General features: G+C 71.3%; 27 protein-coding genes and 1 pseudogene. 14 read left to right on the forward strand and 14 right to left on the reverse strand.

Features of this window, described 5'->3' with window-relative positions:
* Positions 1 to 131: 131 nt before the first annotated feature.
* Positions 132 to 450 (reverse strand): annotated as a pseudogene (locus ACWIYF_RS16920) (ATP-binding protein); the annotation flags it as partial.
* 152 nt (positions 451 to 602) lie between these two features.
* Here ACWIYF_RS16920 and ACWIYF_RS16925 point away from each other — a divergent pair.
* Positions 603 to 1,154 carry a GtrA family protein gene (locus ACWIYF_RS16925; RefSeq protein ID WP_448623993.1) on the forward strand — a complete coding sequence of 184 codons (552 nt, stop codon included), beginning with the start codon at positions 603 to 605 and terminating at the stop codon, positions 1,152 to 1,154.
* Positions 1,155 to 1,299: 145 nt separating this feature from the next.
* Here ACWIYF_RS16925 and ACWIYF_RS16930 read toward each other — a convergent pair whose 3' ends face one another.
* Positions 1,300 to 1,803, reverse strand: a complete 504-nt coding sequence (locus tag ACWIYF_RS16930) for a MarR family winged helix-turn-helix transcriptional regulator (protein WP_448623994.1) — start codon at positions 1,801 to 1,803, stop codon at positions 1,300 to 1,302.
* Between the two features lie 115 nt (positions 1,804 to 1,918).
* Between ACWIYF_RS16930 and ACWIYF_RS16935 the strand changes: the two genes are divergently transcribed.
* The 7 genes from ACWIYF_RS16935 (at position 1,919) to ACWIYF_RS16965 (ending at position 6,964) form a co-directional block, all read left to right on the forward strand.
* Positions 1,919 to 2,293 carry a DoxX family protein gene (locus ACWIYF_RS16935; RefSeq protein WP_448623995.1) on the forward strand — a complete coding sequence of 125 codons (375 nt, stop codon included), beginning with the start codon at positions 1,919 to 1,921 and terminating at the stop codon, positions 2,291 to 2,293.
* 130 nt (positions 2,294 to 2,423) lie between these two features.
* Positions 2,424 to 3,374 (forward strand): NADP-dependent oxidoreductase, encoded by a 951-nt coding sequence (locus ACWIYF_RS16940; RefSeq protein ID WP_448623996.1) that lies wholly within the window; start codon positions 2,424 to 2,426, stop codon positions 3,372 to 3,374.
* Between the two features lie 359 nt (positions 3,375 to 3,733).
* Positions 3,734 to 4,033 carry a DUF2218 domain-containing protein gene (locus ACWIYF_RS16945; protein WP_448623997.1) on the forward strand — a complete coding sequence of 100 codons (300 nt, stop codon included), beginning with the start codon at positions 3,734 to 3,736 and terminating at the stop codon, positions 4,031 to 4,033.
* Between the two features lie 90 nt (positions 4,034 to 4,123).
* Positions 4,124 to 4,504, forward strand: coding sequence for a VOC family protein (locus ACWIYF_RS16950; protein WP_448623998.1), 381 nt, complete (start codon positions 4,124 to 4,126; stop codon positions 4,502 to 4,504).
* Between the two features lie 166 nt (positions 4,505 to 4,670).
* Positions 4,671 to 5,573, forward strand: a complete 903-nt coding sequence (locus ACWIYF_RS16955; protein ID WP_448623999.1) for a dioxygenase family protein — start codon at positions 4,671 to 4,673, stop codon at positions 5,571 to 5,573.
* Between the two features lie 37 nt (positions 5,574 to 5,610).
* Positions 5,611 to 6,471 (forward strand): SDR family oxidoreductase, encoded by an 861-nt coding sequence (locus tag ACWIYF_RS16960; RefSeq protein WP_448624000.1) that lies wholly within the window; start codon positions 5,611 to 5,613, stop codon positions 6,469 to 6,471.
* Positions 6,472 to 6,529: 58 nt separating this feature from the next.
* Positions 6,530 to 6,964 carry a DUF6069 family protein gene (locus tag ACWIYF_RS16965; protein ID WP_448624001.1) on the forward strand — a complete coding sequence of 145 codons (435 nt, stop codon included), beginning with the start codon at positions 6,530 to 6,532 and terminating at the stop codon, positions 6,962 to 6,964.
* Positions 6,965 to 7,426: 462 nt separating this feature from the next.
* On the opposite strand, the gene ACWIYF_RS16970 is transcribed toward ACWIYF_RS16965, so the two are convergent.
* Entirely contained in the window at positions 7,427 to 7,951 is a 525-nt protein-coding gene (locus tag ACWIYF_RS16970) for a hypothetical protein (protein WP_448624002.1), read from the reverse strand.
* A 1,638-nt stretch (positions 7,952 to 9,589) separates the two neighbouring features.
* On the opposite strand from ACWIYF_RS16970, the gene ACWIYF_RS16975 reads away from it, so the two are divergent.
* Together ACWIYF_RS16975 and ACWIYF_RS16980 are read left to right on the forward strand one after the other, a co-directional pair.
* Positions 9,590 to 9,775, forward strand: coding sequence for a hypothetical protein (locus ACWIYF_RS16975; protein WP_448624003.1), 186 nt, complete (start codon positions 9,590 to 9,592; stop codon positions 9,773 to 9,775).
* Positions 9,776 to 10,012, forward strand: coding sequence for a helix-turn-helix domain-containing protein (locus tag ACWIYF_RS16980; protein WP_448624004.1), 237 nt, complete (start codon positions 9,776 to 9,778; stop codon positions 10,010 to 10,012).
* A gap of 27 nt (positions 10,013 to 10,039) precedes the next feature.
* Here ACWIYF_RS16980 and ligD read toward each other — a convergent pair whose 3' ends face one another.
* Positions 10,040 to 11,002, reverse strand: a complete 963-nt coding sequence (gene ligD / locus ACWIYF_RS16985; protein ID WP_448624005.1) for a non-homologous end-joining DNA ligase — start codon at positions 11,000 to 11,002, stop codon at positions 10,040 to 10,042.
* Positions 11,003 to 11,147: 145 nt separating this feature from the next.
* Positions 11,148 to 11,612 carry a hypothetical protein gene (locus ACWIYF_RS16990; RefSeq protein ID WP_448624006.1) on the reverse strand — a complete coding sequence of 155 codons (465 nt, stop codon included), beginning with the start codon at positions 11,610 to 11,612 and terminating at the stop codon, positions 11,148 to 11,150.
* Positions 11,613 to 11,970: 358 nt separating this feature from the next.
* Here ACWIYF_RS16990 and ACWIYF_RS16995 point away from each other — a divergent pair, with 358 nt between their 5' ends.
* Positions 11,971 to 12,438, forward strand: a complete 468-nt coding sequence (locus tag ACWIYF_RS16995) for a hypothetical protein (protein ID WP_448624007.1) — start codon at positions 11,971 to 11,973, stop codon at positions 12,436 to 12,438.
* A gap of 274 nt (positions 12,439 to 12,712) precedes the next feature.
* On the forward strand, positions 12,713 to 13,993 hold the full coding sequence (locus tag ACWIYF_RS17000) for a hypothetical protein (RefSeq protein WP_448624008.1): 1,281 nt from the start codon (positions 12,713 to 12,715) through the stop codon (positions 13,991 to 13,993).
* Positions 13,994 to 14,006: 13 nt separating this feature from the next.
* Here ACWIYF_RS17000 and ACWIYF_RS17005 read toward each other — a convergent pair whose 3' ends face one another.
* The 4 genes from ACWIYF_RS17005 to ACWIYF_RS17020 form a co-directional block, all read right to left on the reverse strand.
* Positions 14,007 to 14,342: an STAS domain-containing protein gene (locus ACWIYF_RS17005; protein ID WP_448624009.1), complete on the reverse strand. Its 336-nt coding sequence runs from the start codon at positions 14,340 to 14,342 to the stop codon at positions 14,007 to 14,009.
* A 74-nt stretch (positions 14,343 to 14,416) separates the two neighbouring features.
* Positions 14,417 to 15,187: a hypothetical protein gene (locus ACWIYF_RS17010; RefSeq protein ID WP_448624010.1), complete on the reverse strand. Its 771-nt coding sequence runs from the start codon at positions 15,185 to 15,187 to the stop codon at positions 14,417 to 14,419.
* Positions 15,188 to 15,258: 71 nt separating this feature from the next.
* On the reverse strand, positions 15,259 to 16,158 hold the full coding sequence (locus ACWIYF_RS17015; protein WP_448624011.1) for a hypothetical protein: 900 nt from the start codon (positions 16,156 to 16,158) through the stop codon (positions 15,259 to 15,261).
* Between the two features lie 149 nt (positions 16,159 to 16,307).
* Positions 16,308 to 16,550: a hypothetical protein gene (locus ACWIYF_RS17020; protein ID WP_448624012.1), complete on the reverse strand. Its 243-nt coding sequence runs from the start codon at positions 16,548 to 16,550 to the stop codon at positions 16,308 to 16,310.
* A 139-nt stretch (positions 16,551 to 16,689) separates the two neighbouring features.
* Here ACWIYF_RS17020 and ACWIYF_RS17025 point away from each other — a divergent pair, with 139 nt between their 5' ends.
* Together ACWIYF_RS17025 and ACWIYF_RS17030 are read left to right on the forward strand one after the other, a co-directional pair.
* Complete coding sequence (locus ACWIYF_RS17025; RefSeq protein WP_448624013.1) at positions 16,690 to 17,082, forward strand: hypothetical protein; 393 nt, start codon at positions 16,690 to 16,692, stop codon at positions 17,080 to 17,082.
* Between the two features lie 239 nt (positions 17,083 to 17,321).
* Positions 17,322 to 19,031 (forward strand): alpha/beta hydrolase, encoded by a 1,710-nt coding sequence (locus ACWIYF_RS17030; protein ID WP_448624014.1) that lies wholly within the window; start codon positions 17,322 to 17,324, stop codon positions 19,029 to 19,031.
* Between the two features lie 9 nt (positions 19,032 to 19,040).
* Here ACWIYF_RS17030 and ACWIYF_RS17035 read toward each other — a convergent pair whose 3' ends face one another.
* The 5 genes from ACWIYF_RS17035 to ACWIYF_RS17055 all read right to left on the reverse strand — a co-directional run bounded on the left by ACWIYF_RS17035 (position 19,041) and on the right by ACWIYF_RS17055 (position 23,359).
* Positions 19,041 to 20,183, reverse strand: coding sequence for a YVTN family beta-propeller repeat protein (locus tag ACWIYF_RS17035; protein WP_448624015.1), 1,143 nt, complete (start codon positions 20,181 to 20,183; stop codon positions 19,041 to 19,043).
* Between the two features lie 105 nt (positions 20,184 to 20,288).
* Positions 20,289 to 20,678: a YybH family protein gene (locus ACWIYF_RS17040; RefSeq protein WP_448624016.1), complete on the reverse strand. Its 390-nt coding sequence runs from the start codon at positions 20,676 to 20,678 to the stop codon at positions 20,289 to 20,291.
* A gap of 75 nt (positions 20,679 to 20,753) precedes the next feature.
* Positions 20,754 to 21,878 (reverse strand): 5-methyltetrahydropteroyltriglutamate--homocysteine S-methyltransferase, encoded by a 1,125-nt coding sequence (locus ACWIYF_RS17045; RefSeq protein WP_448624017.1) that lies wholly within the window; start codon positions 21,876 to 21,878, stop codon positions 20,754 to 20,756.
* A 141-nt stretch (positions 21,879 to 22,019) separates the two neighbouring features.
* On the reverse strand, positions 22,020 to 22,961 hold the full coding sequence (locus ACWIYF_RS17050) for an RNA polymerase subunit sigma-70 (protein ID WP_448624018.1): 942 nt from the start codon (positions 22,959 to 22,961) through the stop codon (positions 22,020 to 22,022).
* Positions 22,958 to 23,359: a VOC family protein gene (locus ACWIYF_RS17055; RefSeq protein WP_448624019.1), complete on the reverse strand. Its 402-nt coding sequence runs from the start codon at positions 23,357 to 23,359 to the stop codon at positions 22,958 to 22,960. Before ACWIYF_RS17055 ends, ACWIYF_RS17050 begins: the two co-directional genes overlap by 4 nt.
* Between the last annotated feature and the right edge of the window lie 15 nt (positions 23,360 to 23,374).

Below are 23,374 nucleotides of genomic sequence, written 5' to 3' on the forward strand. Positions count from 1 at the left end.
TGGCCTCTCGGTGTCCGTGAAGGCGGCTTGAGCGACGCGTGCACCTGCGACGTTCGTGTGCCTCGTCGATAGCTCTGTCAACGATGGTCGAAAGTTGACCTCTAACGATGGCCGAAAATTGACCCTCGTGGTCATGCGTCTTCGGTGGCGGCCGCGGACCGGCCAAGGTCTCGGTCCTTGAGCCGGTAGCTGTCGCCCTTGAGTGAGATTACTTCGGCGTGGTGGACCCGTCGGTCGATCATGGCGGCGGCGACGACCTCGTCGCCGAAGACCTCCCCCCAGCGGCCCAAGGGCTTGTTGCTGGTCACGATCAGCGAGGTCCGCCTCGTAGCGGGCGGAGACCAGCTGGAAGAACAGGTTGGCCGCCTCGGGCTCGAAGGGCACGTAGCCCACTTCGTCGACCTCGAGGAGCGGATAGCGGCCGAGTCGCGGGAGTTCGTCCTGCAGCCGGCTGCTTCCGTCGGGAGTCGCCGCGGGTTTGGACTCGACTCTCGAGCTCCCTCTGCGACATGCCCCACACGCGCAGCCCTTCACTTGGTGACGCAAGTGAACTGGGCGTATGTTCACTTGCGTCGGCAAGTGATTCGTTGAGGGGTCAGCTCGTGAACATCACACTCGGTCCCGCCTTGGCAGAAGATGGACGTGCGCACAGGCGGATCCCTCGGCTGCTGGATCGGCTCCGTGGGGACGACGGCCGGGCGCAGTTTGTCCGCTTCGTCGGCGTCGGGCTGACCGCCAACGTCCTGTACGGAATGCTGTTCCTCCTGCTCGCGGATGCCGGCAGCCAGACCGCCAACGTGGCGGGCTCGATCGCCTCCTCCGCGCTGGCGAACGAGCTGCACCGCCGGCTGACCTTCCACGCCGGTGGGCGGGTTTCCTGGCTCCAGGCGCAGTGGGAGGGTGGCGGGCTGGCGTTGGCAGGGATGGTGACCACAACTGCGGCGCTGGGTTGGTTCGATGCCCTGGCGCCGGGCAGAAGTGCGGTGGCTCAGCTGGTGGTGGTCGGCGTCGTCACGGGTGCCGTCGGCCTGGTTCGCTTCGTCGCCCTGCGCTGGGCGTTCGGTGCCGGGGCCCACGCTGGCCGGATCACCGCCGCTCGCCCTGCCCGCGGTCGCGTCATGGCAGCGGCCGGACACGTCCTCGCCGCCTTGTAGCCGGATCCGCTCCGCCGGGATGCCCCAGGAGGCGTCCACCAGAGCGCTCACGCGGCACAGGCCTCGCACCGTGCACCGCAGAGCCGTCGCCAGGGTGCGGTCGGGAACGTTGCGAGCCACGCGGCAGGAGTCGGCGCTCGACGGCTCAGTGGGCGTCCGGCGCCGGCAGAGTGGGGAGGCAGCCCTCGGGTTGGACGACGGCCCCGATCCTGGTGGCGATGTCGTGCAGCTGGCGGACCTGGGTCTTGGTCAGCGGGTCGAACACGAGGCGGCGTACCTCGGATACGTGGCCGGGTGCGGTGGCGGCAACCTTGTCCCAGCCGGCGTCGGTGAGCACCGCGAGCGTCGAGCGGCCGTCCTCGGGATCGGGCCGGCGGGTCACCCAGCCGCGCGCTTCGAGTCGGTCGACGGTCCGGGAAAGGCGGGTCAGGGACCCGTTCGCCAGTGCGGCGACCTCCTTCATCCGTCGCGTGTGCCCTGGGGACATGGAGAGCATGGCCATGACCTGGTAGTCGAAGTGGCTGATCCCTGCGTCGCGGTGCAGCTGTCCATCCACCGCGTCGGCAAGCCAGGTGACCATCGACAGGACGGCCAACCACGTCTCCTGTTCCTGCGCGGTCAGCCACCGGGGTTCCTCGACCGCTTCCACGGCTTCCTCCTGACTTGACGGATCAACAAATTCTCGGGCGAGATACTTGACGCTGCAACTAGTCGTAGTCTACCGTCACTTGCGTCATCAAGTAAACCCTTCCAAGGAGTCATCCGTGAACGTCGTCCTGTGGATCATCGCCGGACTGCTGGCCGTCGCCTTCCTCGGCGCGGGGCTGATGAAGCTCAGCCAGCCGAAGAAGAAGCTCGCCGACTCCGGCATGGGCTGGACCGAGGACTTCAGCGACGGGGCGGTCAAGGGCATCGGCGCCCTGGAGGTCCTCGGCGCCATCGGCCTCATCCTCCCGGCCGCGCTGGACATCGTTCCGGTGCTGGTGCCGATCGCGGCCAGCGGCCTGGCTCTGCTGATGCTGGGCGCCGCGGCTACCCACGGCCGCCGCAAGGAACCGCAGATGATCGTGGTCAACCTGGTGCTGTTCGCCCTGGCCGCCTTCGTCGCCTGGGGCCGTTTCGGCCCGTACGCCTTCTGACCTTCGACGGTCGACGTCGCCGTCAACCGCTGCACCACTTCCTCCCTCTCTCTCCTCCCGGCCCGCCGTGGGCCCGGAGTGCACGCCCGTCCATCCCTCCCGCTCGATCGCAACTACCAGGAGTTCTGTCATGCGCGCCCTGCACGTTCCCGCCGCCGGCGAGCAGCCCCAGCTCGCCGACCTGCCCACCCCCCAGCCCGCCGAGGGCACAGTCCTGATCCGGGTGAAGGCTGCCGGCCTCAACCCCATCGACAACGCCGTCGCCGCCGGGTTCCTGGCCCAGATGGGCCTGCCGCACGAGTACCCGGTCGTCATCGGTCGCGACGCCGCCGGCGTCGTGGAGGCTGTCGGTGCCGGTGTCGACCACGTCGCGGTTGGCGACGAGGTGCTCGGCCACGTGCTGCTGGCCCCGCCGATCTCGGCCGGCACGCTGGCCGAGTACGCCGTGCTCCCGGCCGCCGCGGTCACGCACAAGCCGGCCGGGCTGGACTTCACCTCCGCCGCCGCTCTGCCCCTGGCCGGCGCGGCCGCTGCCCAGTCCATCGATGCCATCGACCCGCAGCCGGGACAGACCGTGCTGGTCAACGGCGCCTCCGGCGGCGTCGGCTCGTTCGCCGTCCAGCTGCTGGCCGCCCGCGGCGTGACCGTCGTGGCCACCGGCAAGCCGGAGGACGCCGAGCGGCTCACCGCGCTCGGTGCCTCCCGGGTCATCGACCACACCGCCGGATCGGTGGCCGAGCAGGTCCGCGCCGCCTACCCCGACGGCGTGGACGCCCTGATCAGCCTTTACGGCATGGACGCCTCCGGCACCCCGATCGCCGCCGTCCGGAACGGCGGAAAGGTCGCAGGTGTGGCGGCCGTGCCCGACGAGGCCACCCTCGCCGAGGCCGGGCTCACCGGCACCTCCGTCATGGCCACCCCCACCCGCGACGTCCTGGCGCCTCTGGCCGAGCAGGCCGCTGCCGGGAACCTCAAGGTCGCCGTCGCCGACGTCCTGTCCCTCGAGCAGGCCTCCGAGGGCCTGGGCCGCCTCGCCGGCGGCGGAGCCGGCGGCAAGCTCGTCGTCACCGTTCAGGACTGAGCACCTCCGTCGCTGGTCGGGACGGCAGGACCGCCCGCCCGGCCGGCGACGGACACAGCGACTACCCGACGCAAGGGTCCGGGCGCCGACGTCGCCCCCGAACACTTCGTCCCGCTTTCGCGCAGGCTCCGGATGCGTCGTTCCACCTCAAGCGGGTTTTCGCCGAGGACGACCTTGTCGTCCTGCACTACAACCTCAAGTTTCTCCCGATGACCTCGGGCAGGCCGTCGTCGACATCTTCCGTGTCCAGGACGGGCGGATCGTCGAGCACTGGGACGTCCTGCAGCCAGTTCCGGCCGAGTCGGCCAACACCAACGGGATGTTCTTACCCGGCCGCACGACCCCGACCAGGAGACACCATGACCACCCTGTCCTCGCGCGCCGATGTGCGCACAGACGCCCCGGCCCGCTACGCCAAGCAGCTGGTCTCCCACCTCGGCCGCAAGGCTCCCTTCACCGAGCAGGCAGCCGGCGCCTGGACGACCACCGTCGGGGACGCCCGCGCCCGGATTGTCGTCGGCGCCGACGTGCTCACGTTGCACGCCGATGCCCCCGACGCCGAGACGCTGAGCCGTCTCGAGCACGCCCTCGGCGGCCATCTCGAGCGCTTCGGCGCGCGTGCCGGCCTGACGGTCGCCTGGCGCCGCGACGCCGTCTGATCGACATCCCGCGAACGGGATCACCCAGCCAGGCGTGCCCATGCGCCCGCGCCCGGATCCAGTCACACCCACCGAGAAGAGGACACCGCGATGATCGTCAACGCAATCACCTGGCACTCCATCACCGTCGAACCGGAGGCCCTGGAGGCCCAGAGGAAGTTCATCACCGAGACCCTCGGCCTCCCCTTGGCCATGGAGATGCAGGGCGTCTTCGTGTACGCGCTCCCCGACGGAGGGATGCTGGAGCTCTACACGCCGCAGACCGCCCCGGACTTCGGCTACAACGGCGCCATCGCCTTCGGCTTCAGGGTCGACGACGTCGAGGCGGCCAGTGCCGAGATCGCCGCCGCCGGCGGGGAGCTGCTCGGCGAGATCAACCGGGTGCCCGACCTGGACTACGCCTACCGCCACTTCCGCGGCGTGGACGGGCGCGTCTACGGGCTGAACGAGAGCAAGCCGCAGCCCCGTTGACGGCTCGCCTTACCGGTCCGCCTCACCGCAGCGGACCGGCAGGGCGCGTCTGGCCTGCCGGTGCCGGCCCGTGAGTGGGCCCACTCACATCTCTGCCGAAATACTTGCCGGGACAAGTGAATTGGCGCAGACTGTTAGTTGATTGCACAACCAACTGGGAGCCATGATGACCCTGCTCGGTCCCGCCACGACCGCCGCCGCCGACGCCCGTATCCCTGCCGACCACCTCTTCGCCCAGCACCTGCGTCGCGTCGCCGACCTCGAGCCGCACCGGCCCTGGACGCCGGAGGACGGGGCGCTGCCAAGCCTCTACCTGTCTCACGGCGGTGGCCCCATGCCGTTCTGGCGCCCGGAGTGGCTGAACCCGCTGTACGGGTGGGCCCGCTCCCTGCCGAAGCCGAAGGCCATTCTCGTGGTCTCCGCGCACTGGGAGTCCGCGCCGCTGTCGGTCAGCGCCACCCGGCCCACCGAGCTGGTCTACGACTTCGGCGGCTTCGACCCGCTGTACCACACGTTCCGTTACGACACCCCCGACGCCAGCGAGCTGGCCCGGGACGTGGTCGGCCTGATGCCGGACACCGAGCACGTGCACCAGCACGCCAGTCGGGGTCTGGACCACGGCTCGTGGGTGCCGCTGAAGATCATGTACCCGGCCGCCGACGTCCCGGTGCTGCAGCTGTCCCTGCCCACGGAGGACCCCGACCGGCTGCTGGCCATCGGGGAGCGGCTGCGCCCGCTGCGCGAGGAGGGCGTGCTGGTGATCGGTTCCGGTCACATGACGCACGGCCTGCCGTTCATCACCCGAGGAATGCTCGAGGGGACCGAGGTGCCCGGCTGGTCCTCCGATTTCGACGCCTGGGCCGCCGACGCCCTGGAGCGTGGCGACGTCGCGGAGCTCTCCCGCTACCGCTCCAACGCACCGGGCCTGCCCTACGCCCACCCCACGGTGGAGCACTTCACCCCGCTGTTCGTCGCTCTCGGCGCGGCCACCGACCCCACCGCCCCCGTGGTCACCGCCCTGGACGGCTACAGCTTCGGGCTCTCCCGGCGCTCCTTCCAGGCCGCCTGAGCCTCCGATCTCCCACTCCGCGAAGGGAACGACCCGCATGTCCATCGTCGTCACTGGCGCCACCGGCCGCCTCGGCCGCCTGACCGTAGAAGCACTGCTCGATCGCGGCGTTCCGGCCGAGCAGATCGTCGCCACCGGCCGCCGCATCGAGGTCCTCGCCGACCTCCAGGACCGCGGCGTCACCGTGCGCCGCGCTGACTTCAACGACCCCGACTCGCTCCATACCGCGTTCGCCGGAGCGGACAAGCTTCTGCTGGTCTCCGGCAGCGAGGTCGGCCAGCGGCCGGTGCAGCACCGCAACGCGATCGAGGCGGCGAAGGACGCCGGTGTGGGCCTGATCGCCTACACCAGCTTCCCCCACGCCGACACCTCGACGCTGCCGCTGGCCGCCGAACACCTGGCCACCGAGAAGGTCCTGGCCGAGTCCGGGGTTCCCCACGTGGTCCTGCGCAACAGCTGGTACACCGAGAACTTCACCGGCCAGCTGGGCACGTACCTGGAGCGCGGGATTGTCGGTTCGGCCGGCACCGGCCGGGTCAGCGCCGCCACCCGGGCCGACCTCGCCGCGGCAGCCGCCGCCGTTCTCACCGCGGACTGGCACGAGGGCGCGGTCTACGAGCTCGGCGGCGAGGCCTTCACCATGAGCGAGCTCGCCGCGGCCGTCTCCGAGGTCACGGGTCGGCTCGTCGCCTACGCCGACGTACCGGTGGAGCAGTACGCCCAGATCCTCGTCACCGCCGGGCTGCCCGAGCCGGTCGCGGCGCTCTATGCCGATTTCGACCGCGCCGTCGCCGACGGAGAGCACTACGTCGAAGGCAATGACCTCGACAAGCTCATCGGCCGTGCGCCGACTCCGCTGGCCGACGCTGTCGCCGCAGCAGCCGCTCTGCAGGCCTGATCCCCGTGCCGGGCCGTCCGCTCGACGTCTTACCTACCACCCCAACTGGAGAACCGAAATGACCAGCACGTCGACACTCGACATCCCTGCGGTGTCCTGGAAGTCCACGGCCCTCGCTGCCGTCGCTGCCGCCGCTGGAGCCCTCGTGGTCACCAGCGCGATCGCCCTGCTCGCCCGTGCACTCTTCGACATCCCCGCGGAGTTCCAACAGCTCACCCTGCCCGTCTACGGGTCGCTGGCGGTTCTGGGCGCGATCGTCGGCGCCATCGGATGGCACGTCGTCGTCGCGCGCAGCCGCAACGCTTCGAACGTGCTGCGCGTACTGGTACCCGCGGTTGTCCTGCTCTCGTTCATCCCTGACGCCATGCTGCTGGTCGCCGACTCGCAGCCCGGCACGACGACGGCGGGCGTGGTCTTTCTGATGCTCATGCACGTCGGCGTGGCCGCGGCGGCGGTGCCGGCCTTCCGTCGGTTCATCCCGCCTCGCTCGTGACGGAGTCACCGCCGCCGCCCGCGCCCGCGCGCCTAACGCCGGCGTCCCCGGCCTCCGGTCGCGCACTCACGATAAACGTCGGCCACCCTGGGGACGTCTGAGCGCTCCAGTCAGGCCGCATTTCCGTGCCACCGTGGTGGCCAAGGCGCGGCGTTCAGGGGTGTTCGGGCTAGTTCGCCCAAGACCGCACGCGGACCTGACCTGCAGATATACACCTGGACGAACGTCCTCGGACCCCCTCAAGCCGCCCTGGCAGAGTGGGGGCCGGAGCTCGTGATTGTTGACTGCGATCAGGAGGCGCCTAAGTGCCCTGCATTGCCGAGGTAGGCACTGCCGACGGCCCGGACGCCGAGGTGGTCGGCACCGTGGGTTGAGGTACTAAGCCTCCTGCTGCCAAGGCTTTGCGCGCGCATTTGAGGCGGGAGCAGTAGGCCGCGCTACAACAGGGCCCGCGAGCGAATGTCATCGGCTGTCCCCTTGCCTTGTTGCGGCCGCCTTCCGGTCAGCTAGGGCGACGGCGGACTCCAGGTCCCTCACAGCGTTCGGCCCGCTCACTTCGATAGTGTCTGCGCCCTGTGAAATGACAATTTTTCGTGCGGGTCGATTTCGGAGCCACTCAATAAGGACGTCCTTGCTTGCTTTCAGTACAGCCGTCAGCGACGCGACAGAACCGAAGGTGAGAATCAAATCCTGAAAATAGGCGCCGGCCATCCCGGAGGGTGCTGGATTGCCTACGAATGATTGATCTGTGCTGATCTCAACGTCAGGACCTGCCGCGGCCCGCAGTTCCTCGATGTACCTTGCGCTGGCTTTCGGGTCGGCATCGGGGTAGATCTCAACGAAGTCGTGGCGGCCGAGTTTGTCCTCGCCGAATCCGCTATCAACCGCGCCTAAGCCGCTCATCGGGGGGGCGAAGACGCTCGTCGTTTGGCCAATTGGCCGCTGCTCTGACCTCTCGTGGAGGCGAAGTTCGAACCGGGTGTCCACCGAGCCGTCCCTCCTGGGCGAAACGTTCGCGAGCAGCGCGCATTGTGCCAGTCGCGTCCGGGGAGTTGTAGGCTATTGCCGTGCCGTTCGTCGGCTCGTCCACGCGGCCGTCCGTCCGGTTGGCGAAGCGCCGCTGACTCTTCCACTGTGACCACCCACTCAAACCATGTCCGCTCGCGGTCGTCGGGCGCCCCCGGTCGCTCTCGACGACTAGCGCTGTCCAGTCCGGCACCGTGTCGTCGGCGAGAGCGATGATTCACAGCTGTTTACGCAGCGCGCCGGTCGCAGCTCCTGGGTCACTCGATCGGTCCTGTCGATGAACGTGCTTCGTGCAGAGCCGCGCGTGGCGGCGCTCGCGCTCTCGAGGGCTGCGGCGTCGGTAGGATTGATTCCGAAGCCGGCCCGAGAGGGTCACTCACCGTGGCCCAGCAACGGCCGGGACCGGCAACCCTTCTGCATCGGCTCACTCGTCCGCGCCATGGAGTCGCTACGTGCCGGCGCGTCGCGCATCGTAGCCCCGCAGTACGCCGGTCCGCATGGAGTCCGCAGGAAGTCCGTTCGAAGACCCAGACCTCCGGCCGGACCCGCTGGCGACTCGTAGCGATGTCCTGAAGATCTTTATCGAGTCCGACGGCCTCGTCATCGACACCCGCGCCCTGTACGCCCTTCTGCAAGCCACCCAGGGGGAGCCGACCCTTGCTCAGCCCATCTGGCAACGGCTGCGAGAAGCGAGGCGTCCTTCGCGCTAGCGACGCTGATTGCTTCCTTGCAGACATCGCCACCCCCGCGACACGTAGTCCGGGTCGGCTGAGCTGAGCGGCGGGAGCACCGCTCAACAGCCGGGCCGAGCGTGCCGGCTTCAGCGGGTCGCCCCAAGGGCGCTGCGCGTCCGTTCGGGATGGGCCTGCGGCCGCGACGGGACGCCAGCGTCAGTCTTGCCATCTCCCCCTTCCTCAAGGGCGTCACCGCTTGACGCGGCACTAGAGAACGCGGTGAGCCCCCAGCTCCAGTCCCCATTTAGTCCCCAAGACGTTCAGCGAGACCCGTCCGCCTCCATATGTGCACAACCTTGAAAGCTCAGGTCAGCGGCACTATCCGTTGACAGCCAGGAGTCCTCAATCACGCAGGGGGAGTTCGCGATGTACTACGACATCTGAGTCTTACGGCCGCCGACCTGCGGTTCTGCTGCAGGTCGGCGGCCGAGCTCCGCACCGAGTCCGCACGAGCAGCCGGTACCGCACCCACAGCCCCCTCGTGCGGACTCGTTGCTGTCCGACCCCAGCTCCGTCCAGGTGTCCGACGGGGCTTGGCTTATCGACAAAAGCGACTCCCTCCCCTACGGCGACACGCTCCGGGTCCCGATGCAGATCTCCACCGAGGACCTGGGCCCACTCCCGTCAGCGCTCGTCTTTGACTCCTGGGCCGACGTCACCGTCGATGTCAGGGATCCCACGGTCGGGCAGATGCTGCTGCAGTCGGCGCGGGACATGGGCCCGCTCGCGCTGGTCATCGGCGCGCTGTGGCTCGTGCGCGGACTCCTGCAGTCCGTGGTGCGCAAACGACCCCTTCGGTCCGAGCAACGTCCGCCGGCTGCGCAGCCTCGGAACACTGCTGGTCGCCGGCGGACTCGTCGTCGAGGTGGTCGACTACTCGCTGCGGACGGCGCTGTTCGACGACCTGCCACCCCAGGCGTCGGTCGACCTCGGCGTCGCCGGATTCACTCTGCCGGGCGGCCTCCTCCTCGGTGGCCTGCTGGCCTTCGCGCTCGCCGCGGTCTTCGCTCACGGCGCGGAACTGCAGGACGACGTCGCGGGAACGATCTGAATGGCGCCGGAGCAGGCGGAGCACCAGATCAGCGTGCACCTCGACCCGTTACTGACCGAGCGGGGCATGACCCTGACCGAGCTCGCCGCGCGCGCGAACATCACCATCGCGAACCTGTCGATCCTCAAGAACGACCGCGCACGTGCCATCCGGTTCTCCACCCTCACCACCCTGTGCGAGATCCTCGGCTGCCAGCCGGGTGACCTGCTCAGCTACACCGGGCGGTCCCCGGACTGACCGGCGCCGTGCGCGGACCGGCGGGAGTCACTCCGGCACCTCGCGGATCACCTCCGCCGGGTCCTTGTCGTCGCGCAGGCCGAGGAACCGCGGCTGGCGGAGCTGACCGTCGTCGGTCCACTCGGCGAAGCCGATCTGGGCGACCAGGCGCGGTTGCACCCAGTGCACTCCCCGGGGCGCCGGCAACCGCCCCTCGGTGAACGCCGGGGCATCGCGCTCCGCCGGGGCCAGCCGGTTCCGCAGATCTCTGAGCGTCGCGGTGTCGAACCCGGTGCCGACCTTGCCGGCGTAGACCAGGTCGTCGCCGTGGTAGTAGCCGAGCAGCAGCGCGCCGAAGCCCACCCGCGAGCGCTGCGGGTCGGTGTAGCCGCCGATCACGAACTCCTGCTCGTTCAGGCACTTGAACTTCAGCCAGTCCCGCGTCCGCCCGCCGAGGTACGGGGAGTCGGCGCGCTTGGCGATCAGCCCCTCCCAGCCGTCCCGGCAGGCCTGCGCGTAGAGGGCCTCGCCGTCCCGAGCGTGGTGCTCGGTCAACCGCAGTGGGCCATCGAATCCGAGGCTGCGGGCCAGGATCTCCTTGCGCTCCAGCAGCGGCCGCGACCGGACGTCCTCACCGTCGGCGAAGAGGACGTCGAAGACGCAGTAGACGACCGGCACCTCCCGGAGCAGTTCCTCGGACGGACGGACGACGCCGAGCCGGTGCTGCAGCCGCTCGAACCGAGTCTGCTCCCCGTCGAACGCCACGATCTCCCCGTCCACCAGCAGGTCCCGGCGGCGCTGGGCGGTCAGCGCGCCGGTGACCTCGGGGAACGTCGCCGTGATCTCCTTCCGGCTCCGGCTCATCAGCCGCACCCCGGACGAGTCGGCGAAACCCAGGCACCGCTCGCCGTCCAGCTTCCGTTCGAAGATCCACGCCGGGTCGGAGAACCGGTCGTGGGTCAGCGTCGCCAGCTCCGGCTCGACCCAGGAGGGCAGGACGTCCACGGCCATCGGTGCACCTTCCGGAGTGCTCGGCAGTCCACTTCCCGCATTGAACGGGCCGGCTCAGCCGAGGGGAACCAGGTGGCCGCCCCCGGCATACGGGAGTCCCACCAGAACGGACGTCCCTCGGCCCGGTGAGCACCGGATCGACCGATCACGCCTCGTCGAGGTCGGCGGTCAGGGCGTCCAGCAGCCGGCGGTGCGCCTCGGCCAGCGCCGACAGTTGGCGACGTAACCGGCGCACCTCGGTCTCGAGCGCCTCGACCCGCCCGGACGACGCCGGAGCGGCCACGCCGCGTCCGACCGTGCGCGGGACGGGATCCGGTTCCGACGCGATCGCCGGCGGTGCCGGCCGGACGTCCGCGGCCCGACCGGGCGGGGACGGCGGCGCTTCGGGTGGCGCCGCGGGAACCGCACCCCCCGCCTTCCCCAGGTAGCCGCGGGCGACGCTCACCGGGATGCGCCAGACCGTCCGCTGGCCCTGGAGCACCTGCTCACCGGCGAGGTTGCCGGCCCGCAGCTGTGCGCGGATGGCCGCCGGGGTGACCTGGCGCAGCTGGGCCAGCTGCTCCACCGTGAGGAAGTCACCCTCGAGGCCGTCGGCCGCCGAATCCGTCATGTTGCGCAACCTCGCGTCGGTCATTGCGCAACACCTCGTCGCGCCTGCGAATCCCGAGCCACGCTACCCGCAACGCTCTGACCCAGTGACGGGTCGCGACGGAGCAGTCATTGCGCAACTGACGGCAGAAATGGTGTGAGTAATTGCGCAAGCTGAGCACTTTCGCAACTAGGGAGGGTCACCCCCGAAGAGCCGACGCAGGGCGTGGGACCACTCCGGGGATTCGCCCCCCGATTGGGACTGGAGGGACGTACCCCGCGAACTCCCGGGACGGACCCCGCGAGTCGTGCGGGCGGGCTCCTCGGCGCGTGTGAGGATTTCGCCGGTCAATCACACGCGTGTAACTCGAGGAGGTCTGGTGGCGACGAGCAGCGCGGCGCCCACCCGAGCGCGCCGTACCTCTCGTGAGCCGGGGTTCTACACCCGCGCACAGGTGGAGGACGAGCTCGGACTGACGGCGACGGAGCTGGACACCTTCGAGCGCGCCGGCGTGCTCGGCGCCGAGCAGCGACGCCGTCGCGGCGACACCCGCCCGGTCCTCTACTCGACCAGCGATCTGGCCGTCGGCCGCTTCGCGATGGCCGCGCACCGGCTCGGTGTCCGCGGTGAGCAGCTGCGCCGGCTCAGTGATGCGCTACGGCTCAAGCGCAAGCGGCTGCAGCCCGGCTGGAGCGGCCTGGTGGTCATCGACGGGGACGGCGACGTCGAGCTCCTGAACGACGCCGGCGGCCTGGCGGACTACCTGCGCAGCTACCCGCTGCCGGACGCGTCGCTGCTGGTGATCACCCTGTCGGTGCCCGACGTGGTCGCCGGCGCCGCCGCGTGATCGTCGCGATGCAGGAGAAAGATGCGGTGACGATGCGTCCGCACACCACTGACGCGCCCTGCGGGAGGGGCGTCGTGAGCTGATCGCCCCCAGAAACGCAACGTGGCACCAGCCTGCCAGCTGATGCCACGCACACGCCCGACGGCCTGCGAAAGCCTCCGGAGTAGACGCCACACAGGCTAGCAGGGTCCGCCGGGTTGTTCTGTTGCCTTCGGGACGAGTGGGTCCGCTGTTGCGGTGCCGCACGCCCAGCGCCAGAGAAAGTCGCCTGACGATGACCCTTCCCCCTCCCCCGGTGCCGGGGGCCAGTGCGCCGACCGCTGCCCGGCCGACGCTCGTCTTCGAGGTCACCAAGACCATCGCCGCCTACACGACCGACGGGATCGCGCCCGGCGGCGGCCTGAAGGTGACCGTGATGCCCGAGGCCGCCCTGCAGTTGCAGAAGGCCCTCGGTGTCAAGCTGTTCTCGGCGCTGTTCACGCTGATCTGCATGGCCGGCGACGACGGCTACCGCCTGGTCGTCGACACCAACGCCACGAAGCTCGCCGAGCAGCTCGGCTGCAGCCGGCAGAAGGCCGGCGAGATGGTCACCCAGCTGGAGCAGGCCGGCTTCCTCGACCGCCAGCAGGCCCGCGGTGTCGGCGGGCGTGCCGACCGGTTCGGCCGCGGCCGGTACGTGCTCTGCCCGGAGCTCTACCGCGCGGTCGAACGCCGGCAGACCCTCACGCTCAGTGACCGGCCGTTGGGTGATGCGTCCACCGTTGTCACGAAAGCTAACGCCGGTTCTGCGGCAGCCGATGTCACCGAAACCGACATCACGTCGACCGGTGTCACCACACCTGACATCAGGACCGGATCCGCAGGTCGCACCGGTGGCAGGTTCTCCGACACCGGTGCGCGCAGTCACCGTCATGAGGATGAGATGAATGAAGATCATTCATCTCTCTCGACTCCCGACGCGCGGCTGACGCCGCCGTCGGTCGCGGCTCGAGCGGACGAGTCGGGTCCGGCCCCGCTGCCGGCCGTCGTCGCGGGCCTTCCGGCAGCCGACGTCGTCGCGATGCTCGAGCAGTGGGGCGTGTTCGACGCCGAGTCCGTCGTCCGCACCGCCGACCCGGAGGTGCTCGAGGCCGCCCTGCGGGAGATCTCCGCGCGGTTCGCCGAGATCAAGAACCCCGGTGCCTACCTGCGCCGGCTGCTGGCCGGCGGCGGCCCGGCGGCACCGCGGAGCCGGCCGGTCGTCCCCGCGTCGCCCCAGACCGCCCCGGCGGCCCCGGTCGCCGCCGCACCGGTCGCGCCCGTCGCGGCCGCTGCTCCGGCAGCCGACGTGCCGGTGCCGGCCGGGCCCAGCCTGCCGGAGCTGACCGGCGCACAGCTCGTCGCGGTGTACGCGCAGCTACCCGAGGACGCGCGTGCCGAGGTCGATCGCACCCTCGGCCGGATGGCGCAGGTCGCCGGCCACGGGTGGTGCAACGTCCCGGAGCTGATCCGTCCCCGCCGGCTCTACCTGGTCGGCGTCCTCGAGCGACTGGGCCTGCTGGACGGGGTCCGGTGACCGGCCCCTCCCGTCAGCCCTCGCGGACGAACATGGAGCTCAGCCCGATGAGCTCCAGCGTCTGGTCGAACCGGGCGGTGGCCCCCCGGATCAGCGCCGGCCGGTCTTCCAGCGCGCAGTCCTTCGCCCACTGCACGAGGAAGGCCAGGCCGGTCGAGTCGATGTAGGTCATCGCGCCGACGTCGACCGCGATGACCTTCGGCGCTTCGTCGTGGGTCGAGTTCCGCCACCGGTCCATCGCCAGTGCGTCGATCTCACCCTGCATGTGCAGGACGACGCCGTCGGGCTCTGCCTTCACCTCGATGCTGCCGGCTGACAGGTCCGGCCCACCCCATGGCCAGGAATCCACGGGGCCCACCCTGCAACCCCGCGGTGCCGGCGACAAGTGCTTTCGCGGTCATGTTCCTCGGTCGGGTGGTGTCCTCAGGCGGTGGCGACCTGGTCGGCCGGCGGGGCGCTGATGCGGACCGGCTCGTCGAACTCGCTGAAGGTCACCACCGTGGCGACGTCCTGGCCCTGGACGGTCAGCTCCTGGCCGGCCTGCACCGGCCGGCCCTCGACGTCGACCCACAACTGCACCGGCAGTCGCACCACGCCGGCGCTGAGCAGGTCCCGCCGGCCGGGGATGTCGTTCGGGAGCTGCAGGACGTCGACGGTCAGCGCGTAGTGGGTCGCGACCACACCGGCCACCTCCTCCTCCCCCACCACCTCGAGCGTCGCCGCCTCGGTGAAAGTGGCGTACTGGTCCAGGTTGCTGGACTGCGTGAGCGAGTCCAGGGACGCGGCGAGTCGCCGCACCGCCGCATTGCCGCTGGTCGAGGAGATGAGCAGCCACGGCTTGTCGGAGGGGTTGACCGCTTCCGGCAGCTGCACGTACGTCTCCCCGTCGACCAGCACCACGCGGATGTCCCCGGCGCCGGGGATGGTCTGGGTCAGGTCCAGCGTCTCGGTGCGCCCGTCGTCCAGCGTCTCGTCGCCGCTACCGGTGATCGTGGCGCCGGCGGCCGTGGCCTCCAGGTCGACGTGCGCCGAGCGCAGGGCCGCGATGCCCTCCCGCAGCAACGCCGCCAGGCCGGGAGCGTCGGTCGGCATCGCCGCCCGGGCGACCTCGTCGAGCCACGCCGTCTGGTCACAGCCGACGAGGAGGGTCGCGGCCACGGCGAGCACCGGGACGACGGCCCGCTTCCTGGTCACCCTGCGGACGGTAGCCGCGGGCGCAAGAACCCGGGCCCGCGCCGCGCGTGCGGAGGGAGCGGCGGGCTCCGTCAGCAGTACGCGGGACGAGTGCTGAGCACCGTCACGAACTCGAGCCGCAGGCTGTCCGAACGCGGGAGGAGGATTGCCGGCCGCGCATCGGGCGCCCAGTCGGGAGGGAGCAGGAGGTACTGCTCCCCGGGCTGCGGAACGAGCTTGAGCCCCGGGTACCGGAAGGGGTAGCCCTGCTCCGTCTCCGGCGAGGTGTCCGGCGAGCGCTCCTCGGCGACGCCGGAAGCTCCCAGGTTGAGGCTGCGCGCGCTGTAGAGCGTCACGTCCGGCCCGCACGCCAGATGGACCGCGAATCCGCGCGCATCCTCCAGGCCCACCCGGAGCGCGTAGCTGCCGACCGCCCAGAACAGTCCGACGCCGATCAGCGTGCAGAGACACACCCATTTCGCCACCGTCAGCGCGACCGGCTCGCCCGTGGACCGACGGGCGCGCCGCGAGCGCAGGAACGTGCGACGCAGTCGGGACGCATAGCCCAGGCACGCCATCCCGATGGTGAGGCTGAGTCCGCGGCCCTCGTAGAACTTCCCGAACACCGGCGCGCCGAAGAGGACGTCGGCTCCCACCAGGCCCAGCAGCACGGCGCCGGCCGCGGCCACCGCGGGAAGCAGGCCCCGGACGACGAGCCGCCGCGCCGCCGGGGATGCCCGGTCCAGGGGCTGCCGGTAGACCCACAGGACCAGGAGCGCCGCGCCGGCGAGCACGGCCAGCGGGAGGACCGCCGCGCTGGCGCTGAGGGTCAGGACGCCCGTGAACGGCAGCTCGAGCACGGTGTAGTTGATGCCGAAGAACCGGTAGTACGCGATCGCGTAGAGCAGGCCGAAGTAGAAGAACAACCCCGTGAGGAGCGTCGTCGGGGCGACGACGGAGCCGAGCACCTGCATGACACGGGGCAGGGCCACGGCCGCTTCGTAGGACGCATCCCCCGGGACGTCGCTGCTCGCCACCTGGGCGACAGGCTCGCGATCGGCGGTCGTGGGCGAGTCGTCGGATCCCGCTTCGCGGACCGCACCGTCCGGAGCCGCCGCGGCGACGTGCTCGGTCGGGAACCTCACGGTGCGGTCCCGTCCTCCTGGTCGGTGCCGCCGGTGCCGTCGTCCTCACCCCCGCCGCCGGGCTGCTCCTCGTCCGCGCGGCACACGATCGTGAGGTGGATGACGGTGCCGACCGGCACCGGGGTCTTCGGCGATGGCTCGAGCCGCTCCACCCGGCAGCTGTACGTGCCGTCGCGGTCGTCGTACTCGTCGCCGGGATTGACGATCGGGGTGCGCGCGCCGCCCTCTTCCGCGTACACCTCGTAGCTGAACGTCAGACAGTCCCGTTCGAAGCCGTCGTCGTCGCAGCCGTTCCGGAGGCCCTCTTCCCACTGCTGCTGCTGGTGCAGGTCGTCGCCCTTCCCGGGAAGGTCGTACGAGGTCGTCCCCGGCGGCGGATTGGGATTCGACCGCGACCGGGAGGACGAGGACGCCGACGGCGAGGATGCCGACGGCGGCGGCGCAGCCGATGTCCGGGATGCCGATGTCCGCGATGCCGAGGACGCCGTTGCCCCGGACGCCGCAGACCCGGGTGACGAGTACGAGGACGAACCGGCCGACATCGCTGACGACGGCGAGGTCGTGGGCGACTGCCCGGTCGGCGATGCCGTATCCGACGACGCCGCCTGCGACGCCGACGATGACGAGATCGCCGCCTGGGGCGAGCAACCGCACAGCACCAGCCCGCACAGGAGAGCGACCGCAGGCAGGCCCGACCGCCGGCTCCGGATGTCCACGGCGCCCCCTTCCGACGGTGTCCCGTGCAGAAGAGGCGCAGGACCCAGCGGTTGATACCGGGGAATGGTGCGCCGGCCAGCGTAGAGGGAACGGCGTTGTTCCGGAGCCCTTGCGACGCCGGCCGGACCGAGACCCGGGAGAACTGCTCGGGACCAACGTCACCGGTCCTGGTTGCGGTGGTCGACCGGGTGCCGCCGACCGCCCTACGCTCGTCCCCCGAGCGCCGGCCCGCGCCCCGACGCCCGCAGGACCCCGTGCTCCGACCCGCTCTCGGACCGCTGGTGGTGGGGCAGATGACGACACTGGACCAGGTCGAGGCGCCGGCACCGGCGCCGGCCGGCACGCGGAAGCGGGCGCGACCCGAGCGACGGTTGCAGCGCTGGCGCTGGCGCTGGCGGTACACGCTGCCGGGCCTCTCCGGCGCCCTGGTGTTCGCCTGCCTGTCGCTGACGCCGTCCCTGCTGCCGCGCAGCGGGCTGATCCAGGGGATCGTCTGCGGCATCACCGCGGCGATCGGCTACGGCGTTGGAGTGCTGGCCGCGTGGATCTGGCGTGCCTTCGCCGACCGGGAGGAGCGCCCGCCCCGCCGCCGCTCCTGGCAGGTGTTCGCCGTCGTCGCGCTGGTCCTGTTCACCGTCGCCTCGGCGTTCGGGCGCTCCTGGCAGACGCGGATCCGGGAGCTGATGGGGCTGCCGCCGGACGGCCTGAGCTCGCTGCTCGTCGTCCCTCTGGTCGCCGCGGTCCTGTTCGCGTTCCTGATCGCGGTGTCCCGGGCGCTGCGCTGGGTCTACCGGTGGCTGGCCAGCCGGCTCAACCGGTGGATAGGCGAGCGTGCGGCGCGGGCGGTCGGCTGGGCCGTCGTCGCCGTCAGCGCGCTGCTGATCGGCAACGGGGTCGTGCTCGACGCCCTGGTCTCGGCGGCGGACCGCACCTTCTCCCTGAGCAACGGGCGCACCGACGAGGGGGTGACCCGGCCCGAGGTGCCGGAGCGATCCGGCAGCCCCGCGTCGCTGGTCTCCTGGACGTCGCTGGGCCGGGAGGGCCGCAGCTTCACCGGGACCGGCCCGACCGCGGCCGAGATCGCCGCGTTCACCGGCGCCCCGGCGCAGGAGCCGATCCGGGCGTACGCCGGCCTGGACTCGGCCCCGTCGCCCGAGCGGCGGGCCCGGCTCGCCGTCGACGACCTGCAGCGCGCCGGCGGGTTCGACCGCGCGACGCTGGTCGTGGTGACGAGCACCGGTTCCGGCTGGGTCGATCCCGGGGCGGTCGACTCGGTGGAGTACCTGACCGGCGGCGACGTCGCGACGGTCGCGATGCAGTACTCCTACCTGCCGTCGGTGATGTCCTACCTGGTCGACCAGGACCGGGCGCGCGAGGCGGGACGGGACCTGTTCGACGTCGTGTACGACCGCTGGTCGAGGCTGCCGCTCACCGACCGGCCGCGGCTCGTCGTCGTCGGCGAGAGCCTGGGCTCCTTCGGCGGCGAGACCGCCTTCAGTGGCGAGTACGACCTGCGCAACCGGACCGGCGGCGCCATCTTCACCGGTCCGCCGAACTTCAACACGCTCTTCCGGGAGTTCGTCGACGGCCGCGACGAGGGCAGCCCCGAGGTGGCACCGGAGTACCGGGACGGGCGGACGGTGCGCTTCACCGACGACCCGGCCGGTGTGATCGGTCCCGTCGACTCGGCGTGGAGCGGATCGCGGGTGCTCTACGTGATGCACTCCTCGGACCCCATCGTGTGGTGGAGCCCGCAGCTGATCTACGCGCGGCCGGACTGGCTGGAGGAGGCGCCCGGCGACGACGTCCTCGGCGAGATGACGTGGATCCCGTTCGTGACCTTCTGGCAGGTCACCGCCGATCTGCCGTTCGCGTCGGGCGTGCCGTCCGGGCACGGGCACGTCTACACCCGCGAGTACGTCGACGCCTGGGCCCAGGTGCTGCGGCCGGCCGGGTGGACGGAGGACGACGCCGCGCGGCTCCGGGAGCTGGTCGACCCCTGACCGGCGTCCTCACGACCCCGTCTCGAGCACCGCCACGGTGCCGTCGTCGAAGTTGGTCACGAACGCGGTGCTGCCGTCCGGGGTCAGCCCGACGCCGGTCGGGCTGACCCCGGTGGGCATCCGGGCGGTGACCGTCGCGGCCGCCACGTCGACCACGGCGACGGTGCCGTCACCGCCGTTGGTGGTGTACAGGTGCCGGCCGTCCGGCGCGAAGGCGACATCCTGGGGTCCGGCGCCGACGGCGGGCACGGTCGCGACGACGGCGGCGGTCGCCGGATCGATCAGCGTGACGTCGTTGCTGAGGTAGTCGGCCACCGCCAGCCTCGTGCCGTCCGGTGACATCTCGACGCTGTGCGGGGCGTCGCCCACGGGGATCTCGGAGACGACCCGCCGCGCCGCCAGGTCGAGGATGCTCACCTCGTCGGAGAAGTGGTTGGCGACGTACCCCGTGCGGCCGTCGCGGCTGAGCGCGATCCAGTGCGGGCTCGGGGGGGCCGGGATCCGGCCGACCACCGTGCCCCCGACCGGATCGATGACGACCACCTCGTCGCCGCCGTACAGCGCGACGTAGAGCAGGCGGCCGTCCGGGCTGGGGGCGAGCGCGTACGGCCCGGGGCCGACGGGGACCCGGCCGACCACCGCGTCGGTGGCGGTGTCGACGACGGCCACGAGGCCGGTCGTGTAGTCCTCGGTGTAGACGCTGACGTAGGCCTGCCGGCCGTCCGGGGAGAACGCCAGCATCTGCGGAGGCCCCTCGGGGACCAGGATCTTGCCGGTGACGCGGCGGGCCTCGGTGTCCACCCGGTACAGGGCCCCGTCGGCGGGGTCGGCCACGTAGGCGAAGCGTCCGTCGGGGGCCACCGCGACGGCGTGCGGCGCCGTCCCCACGGCGATCGCCTCCCCCAGCGTGGGCGTGGCCGAGCTGGCCACCGTCACCGGTGCGGCCGGGGTCGCCGTCCCGTCGGGCGAGGGCTCCGCGCGCTCGGTGTCGGCGCTCGGGGTGCTCCCGCGGGCCTGCGGTGTGTCGTCGCCGTTCCACCACAGCACGGCGGCGACGGCCCCGGCGGCGAGCACGGCGACGGCGATCAGCGCCAGGCGCAGCCGCTTGCGCCGGCGCCGGTGCTTTCCGTGGTGGTGGTGGAGGAGTTCCATCGACGCACCCGTTCGCTGAGGAGAGCCGTGGAAGCAGCGTCCTCCCCGGAGCGCCGTCGCGGAACACCGGACGGAACGGTGTCGTATCCCGCTCCCCCGCGACGGTCAGGCGCTGGCCATCGCGGCGGGGTCCATCACGGTGAACGGGTGGTCGAGGATCCACAGCCAGCCGCCGTCCGGCTGCCGCTGCGCCACCTCCGACGAGACGCAGGTGGCCGACTCGTCCCCGACGGACAGCGTCCACTCCGCGCTCAGCAGCGCCAGGTCGCCGGACTCCATGACGTAGCGGGTGCTCATGGACAGCCGGCCGCCCGGCACCGAGAAGAACGCGTCCAGCTCCTCGCGGATCGCCTGGAGGCCGGTGAGGTACGTGCCGTCCTGCCGCGCCAGGGTGGCGCCCGGCGCGTACAGCGCCAGGACCTGGTCGAGGTCGTGGGCGTTGTAGCCGGCCTCGAAGGCCGGGTGCAGTTCTCGCAGTTCGACGCCGCGTGGCATGAGCCCTCCTCCGTCGCAGGGAGCGGTCGGGAGGACGGCGACGTTAGTCCCGGGTGGGTGCCGGGGGCAGGGCCCTCAGCCCCAGACCTCCTCGGCGGTCTCGACGATGAGCGCAAGCTTGGCGATCTGCTCGTCCCGGGTCAGGTTGTTGCCCTCGACGGTCGAGGAGAAGCCGCACTGCGGGGACAGGCACAGCTGCTCCAGCGGGACGACCTTCGCCGCCTCGTCGATGCGCCGCTTGAGCTCGTCCTTGCTCTCCAGCTGCGGCCGCTTGGTCGTCACCAGGCCGAGGACGACGCGCTTGCCCGGCGGCACGAACCGCAGCGGCTCGAACCCGCCGGAGCGGGCGTCGTCGTACTCCAGGAAGAACCCGTCGACCTCCAGCCCGCCGAACAGGGCCTCGGCGACGAAGTCGTAGCCGCCTTCGGCCACCCACGAGGAGCGGAAGTTGCCGCGGCACATGTGCGTGGTGACGGTCAGCCCCTCCGGCCGCCCGGCCAGCGCGGCGTTGATCTGCCGGATGTAGCGCTCGTGCTGGTGCTCGGCGTCGCGGCCCTGCTCGGCGAGCTCGGCCCGCTGCGCCGGGTCGTTGAGGTAGGCGAGGCTGGTGTCGTCGAGCTGCAGATAGGTGCAGCCCTGCGCGGCGATGCCCCGCACCTGGGACGCGTAGGCGGCCGACAGCGCGTCCCAGAACTGGTCCTCGTCGGGGTACACCGCCGGATCGATCGCCGCCGGGCCGCCGCGGTAGTGGACCATCGACGGCGACGGGATCGTCAACTTCGCCGTCTGGTCCTCGCTCACCTGGCTCTGCAGGTAGGCGAAGTGGTCGCCGAAGATCGGCCGGTCGATGGAGAGCGGGCCGTCGACGTGCAGCCCCGCCGGCGTCCAGTCGATCGTGCCGTCGGCGTTGCGGAAGTGCACCGGCCGGCCCTGGCCCTCCACCTTGGTGATCCCGTTGATCGAGTAGATGAAGTCCATGTGCCACGTCGCCCGGCGGAACTCGCCGTCGGTCGCCGTCCGCAGGCCGACGTCGCGCTGCAGTCGGACGACGTCGGCGATCGCCTCGTCCTCGATGCCGCGCAACTCGTCGTCGTCGATCTCGCCGGCCGCGTGCCGGGCGCGGGCGTCGAGGAGCTTCTCGGGTCGCAGCAGGCTGCCGACGTGGTCGGCGCGGAACGGAGGACCGGAGGCATCAGTCATGCCCCGCAGCATGGTCGAGTCCTCCGTCCCGCGCAGCCCCCTCGCGCCCCCTCTGACGGTGTGCGCGGACCGACAGTTCCGCCACCTGCACCTGGCACCGTGCGCACACCGTTGCCCGCGCACATCGTCGCCGACCCGGGCTCATTCCACCGTCAGCGGCAGGGCCATCGCCTCGAACAGAGCGGGTCCGAACGTGGTGATCTCGGCGATCGCGCCGTCCTCGATGCGCAGCACGTCGAGCTTGAAGGCACGGAAGACCGTGTCGCCGGGCCGGCGCAGGTAGCTCGCCGCGGCCGGCATCCGGTTCGCGCTGGTGGCGAGCAGCCGCCAGTCGCCGTCCCGGTCCGGCCCGAAGGCGCGCTCCAGGAGCGGGGCGAGCGCGTCCCGCCCGTCGAAGCGCCACGGGTAGGGCGGCATCGTGACGCGGATGTCCTCGGCGGCCACCGCGAGCGCGGCCGCGGCGTCGCAGCGCTCGTGCGCGGCGATGAACCGGTCGAGCAACTCCTTCTCGGCCGGGCTCGGCTCGCGGGCCGACCAGTCGGCGCGGTGCGACGGCAGGTGCTGGGCCATGGTGGCCCGGGCCCGCTGGAGCGCGCTGTTCGCCGCGGCGACGCTGGTCTCCAGCAGCTCCGCCGTCTCCGCGGCCGGCATGCCGAGCACCTCCCTCGCCAGCAGCGCCGCCCGCTGCCGGGCGGGCAGCACCTGCAGGGCGGCGAGGAAGGCCAGCTCGATCGTCTCCCGGGCCACCGCCAGCTCGTCCGGCGAGGCGTCGTCCGCCGGGATCTCGTCGAGCAGCCGGTCGGGGTACGGCGTCAGCCAGGCGACCTCGGTCGCCCGCTCGGGCGCGCGCCGGGCCCGGGCGCGGATGAGGTCGGTGCACACGTTGGTCGCGATCCGGTACAGCCAGGCACGCGGGTGCTGCCCGTCGAAGCCGTCCCACGCCCGCCAGGCGCGCAGGTAGGTCTCCTGGACGGCGTCCTCGGCGTCGTCGAAGGAGGCCAGCATCCGGTAGCAGTGCACGTGCAGCTCCCGCCGGTGCGGCGCGGTCGCCGCGTCGAAGTCGCGCTCGAGCGCCGCGGTCACCGCTTGCCCTGCTGCACCGACCAGGTGTTGCCGTCGAGGTCGTCGAAGAAGACAAACGTGCCGAAGTCGGCGTCCTGCGGGTCGCGCCCGGGCGTCTGCACTCCGTCGGCGAAGTGCACCATCCCGCTGTGCTCGATCCCGGCGGCGGTCAGCTGGTCGGCGGCCGCAGCGATGTCGGCGACGACGAACTGACAGCCCTTCATCTGCGAGCCCGAGGGCAGGCCCTTGCCGAACACGATCGAGCACGCCGAGCCCGGCGGGGTCACCTGCACGACGCGGAAGTGCTCGTTCGGTGCGAAGTCGGTGTCGAGGGCGAAGCCGAGCTTGCCGGCGTAGAACTCCTTCGCACGGTCCACGTCGCTCACCGGGACGACGACGACTTCGAGCTTCCAGTCCATGACCTGCCTCTTCTC

The sequence above is a fragment of the Geodermatophilus sp. URMC 64 genome, assembly GCF_053502555.1.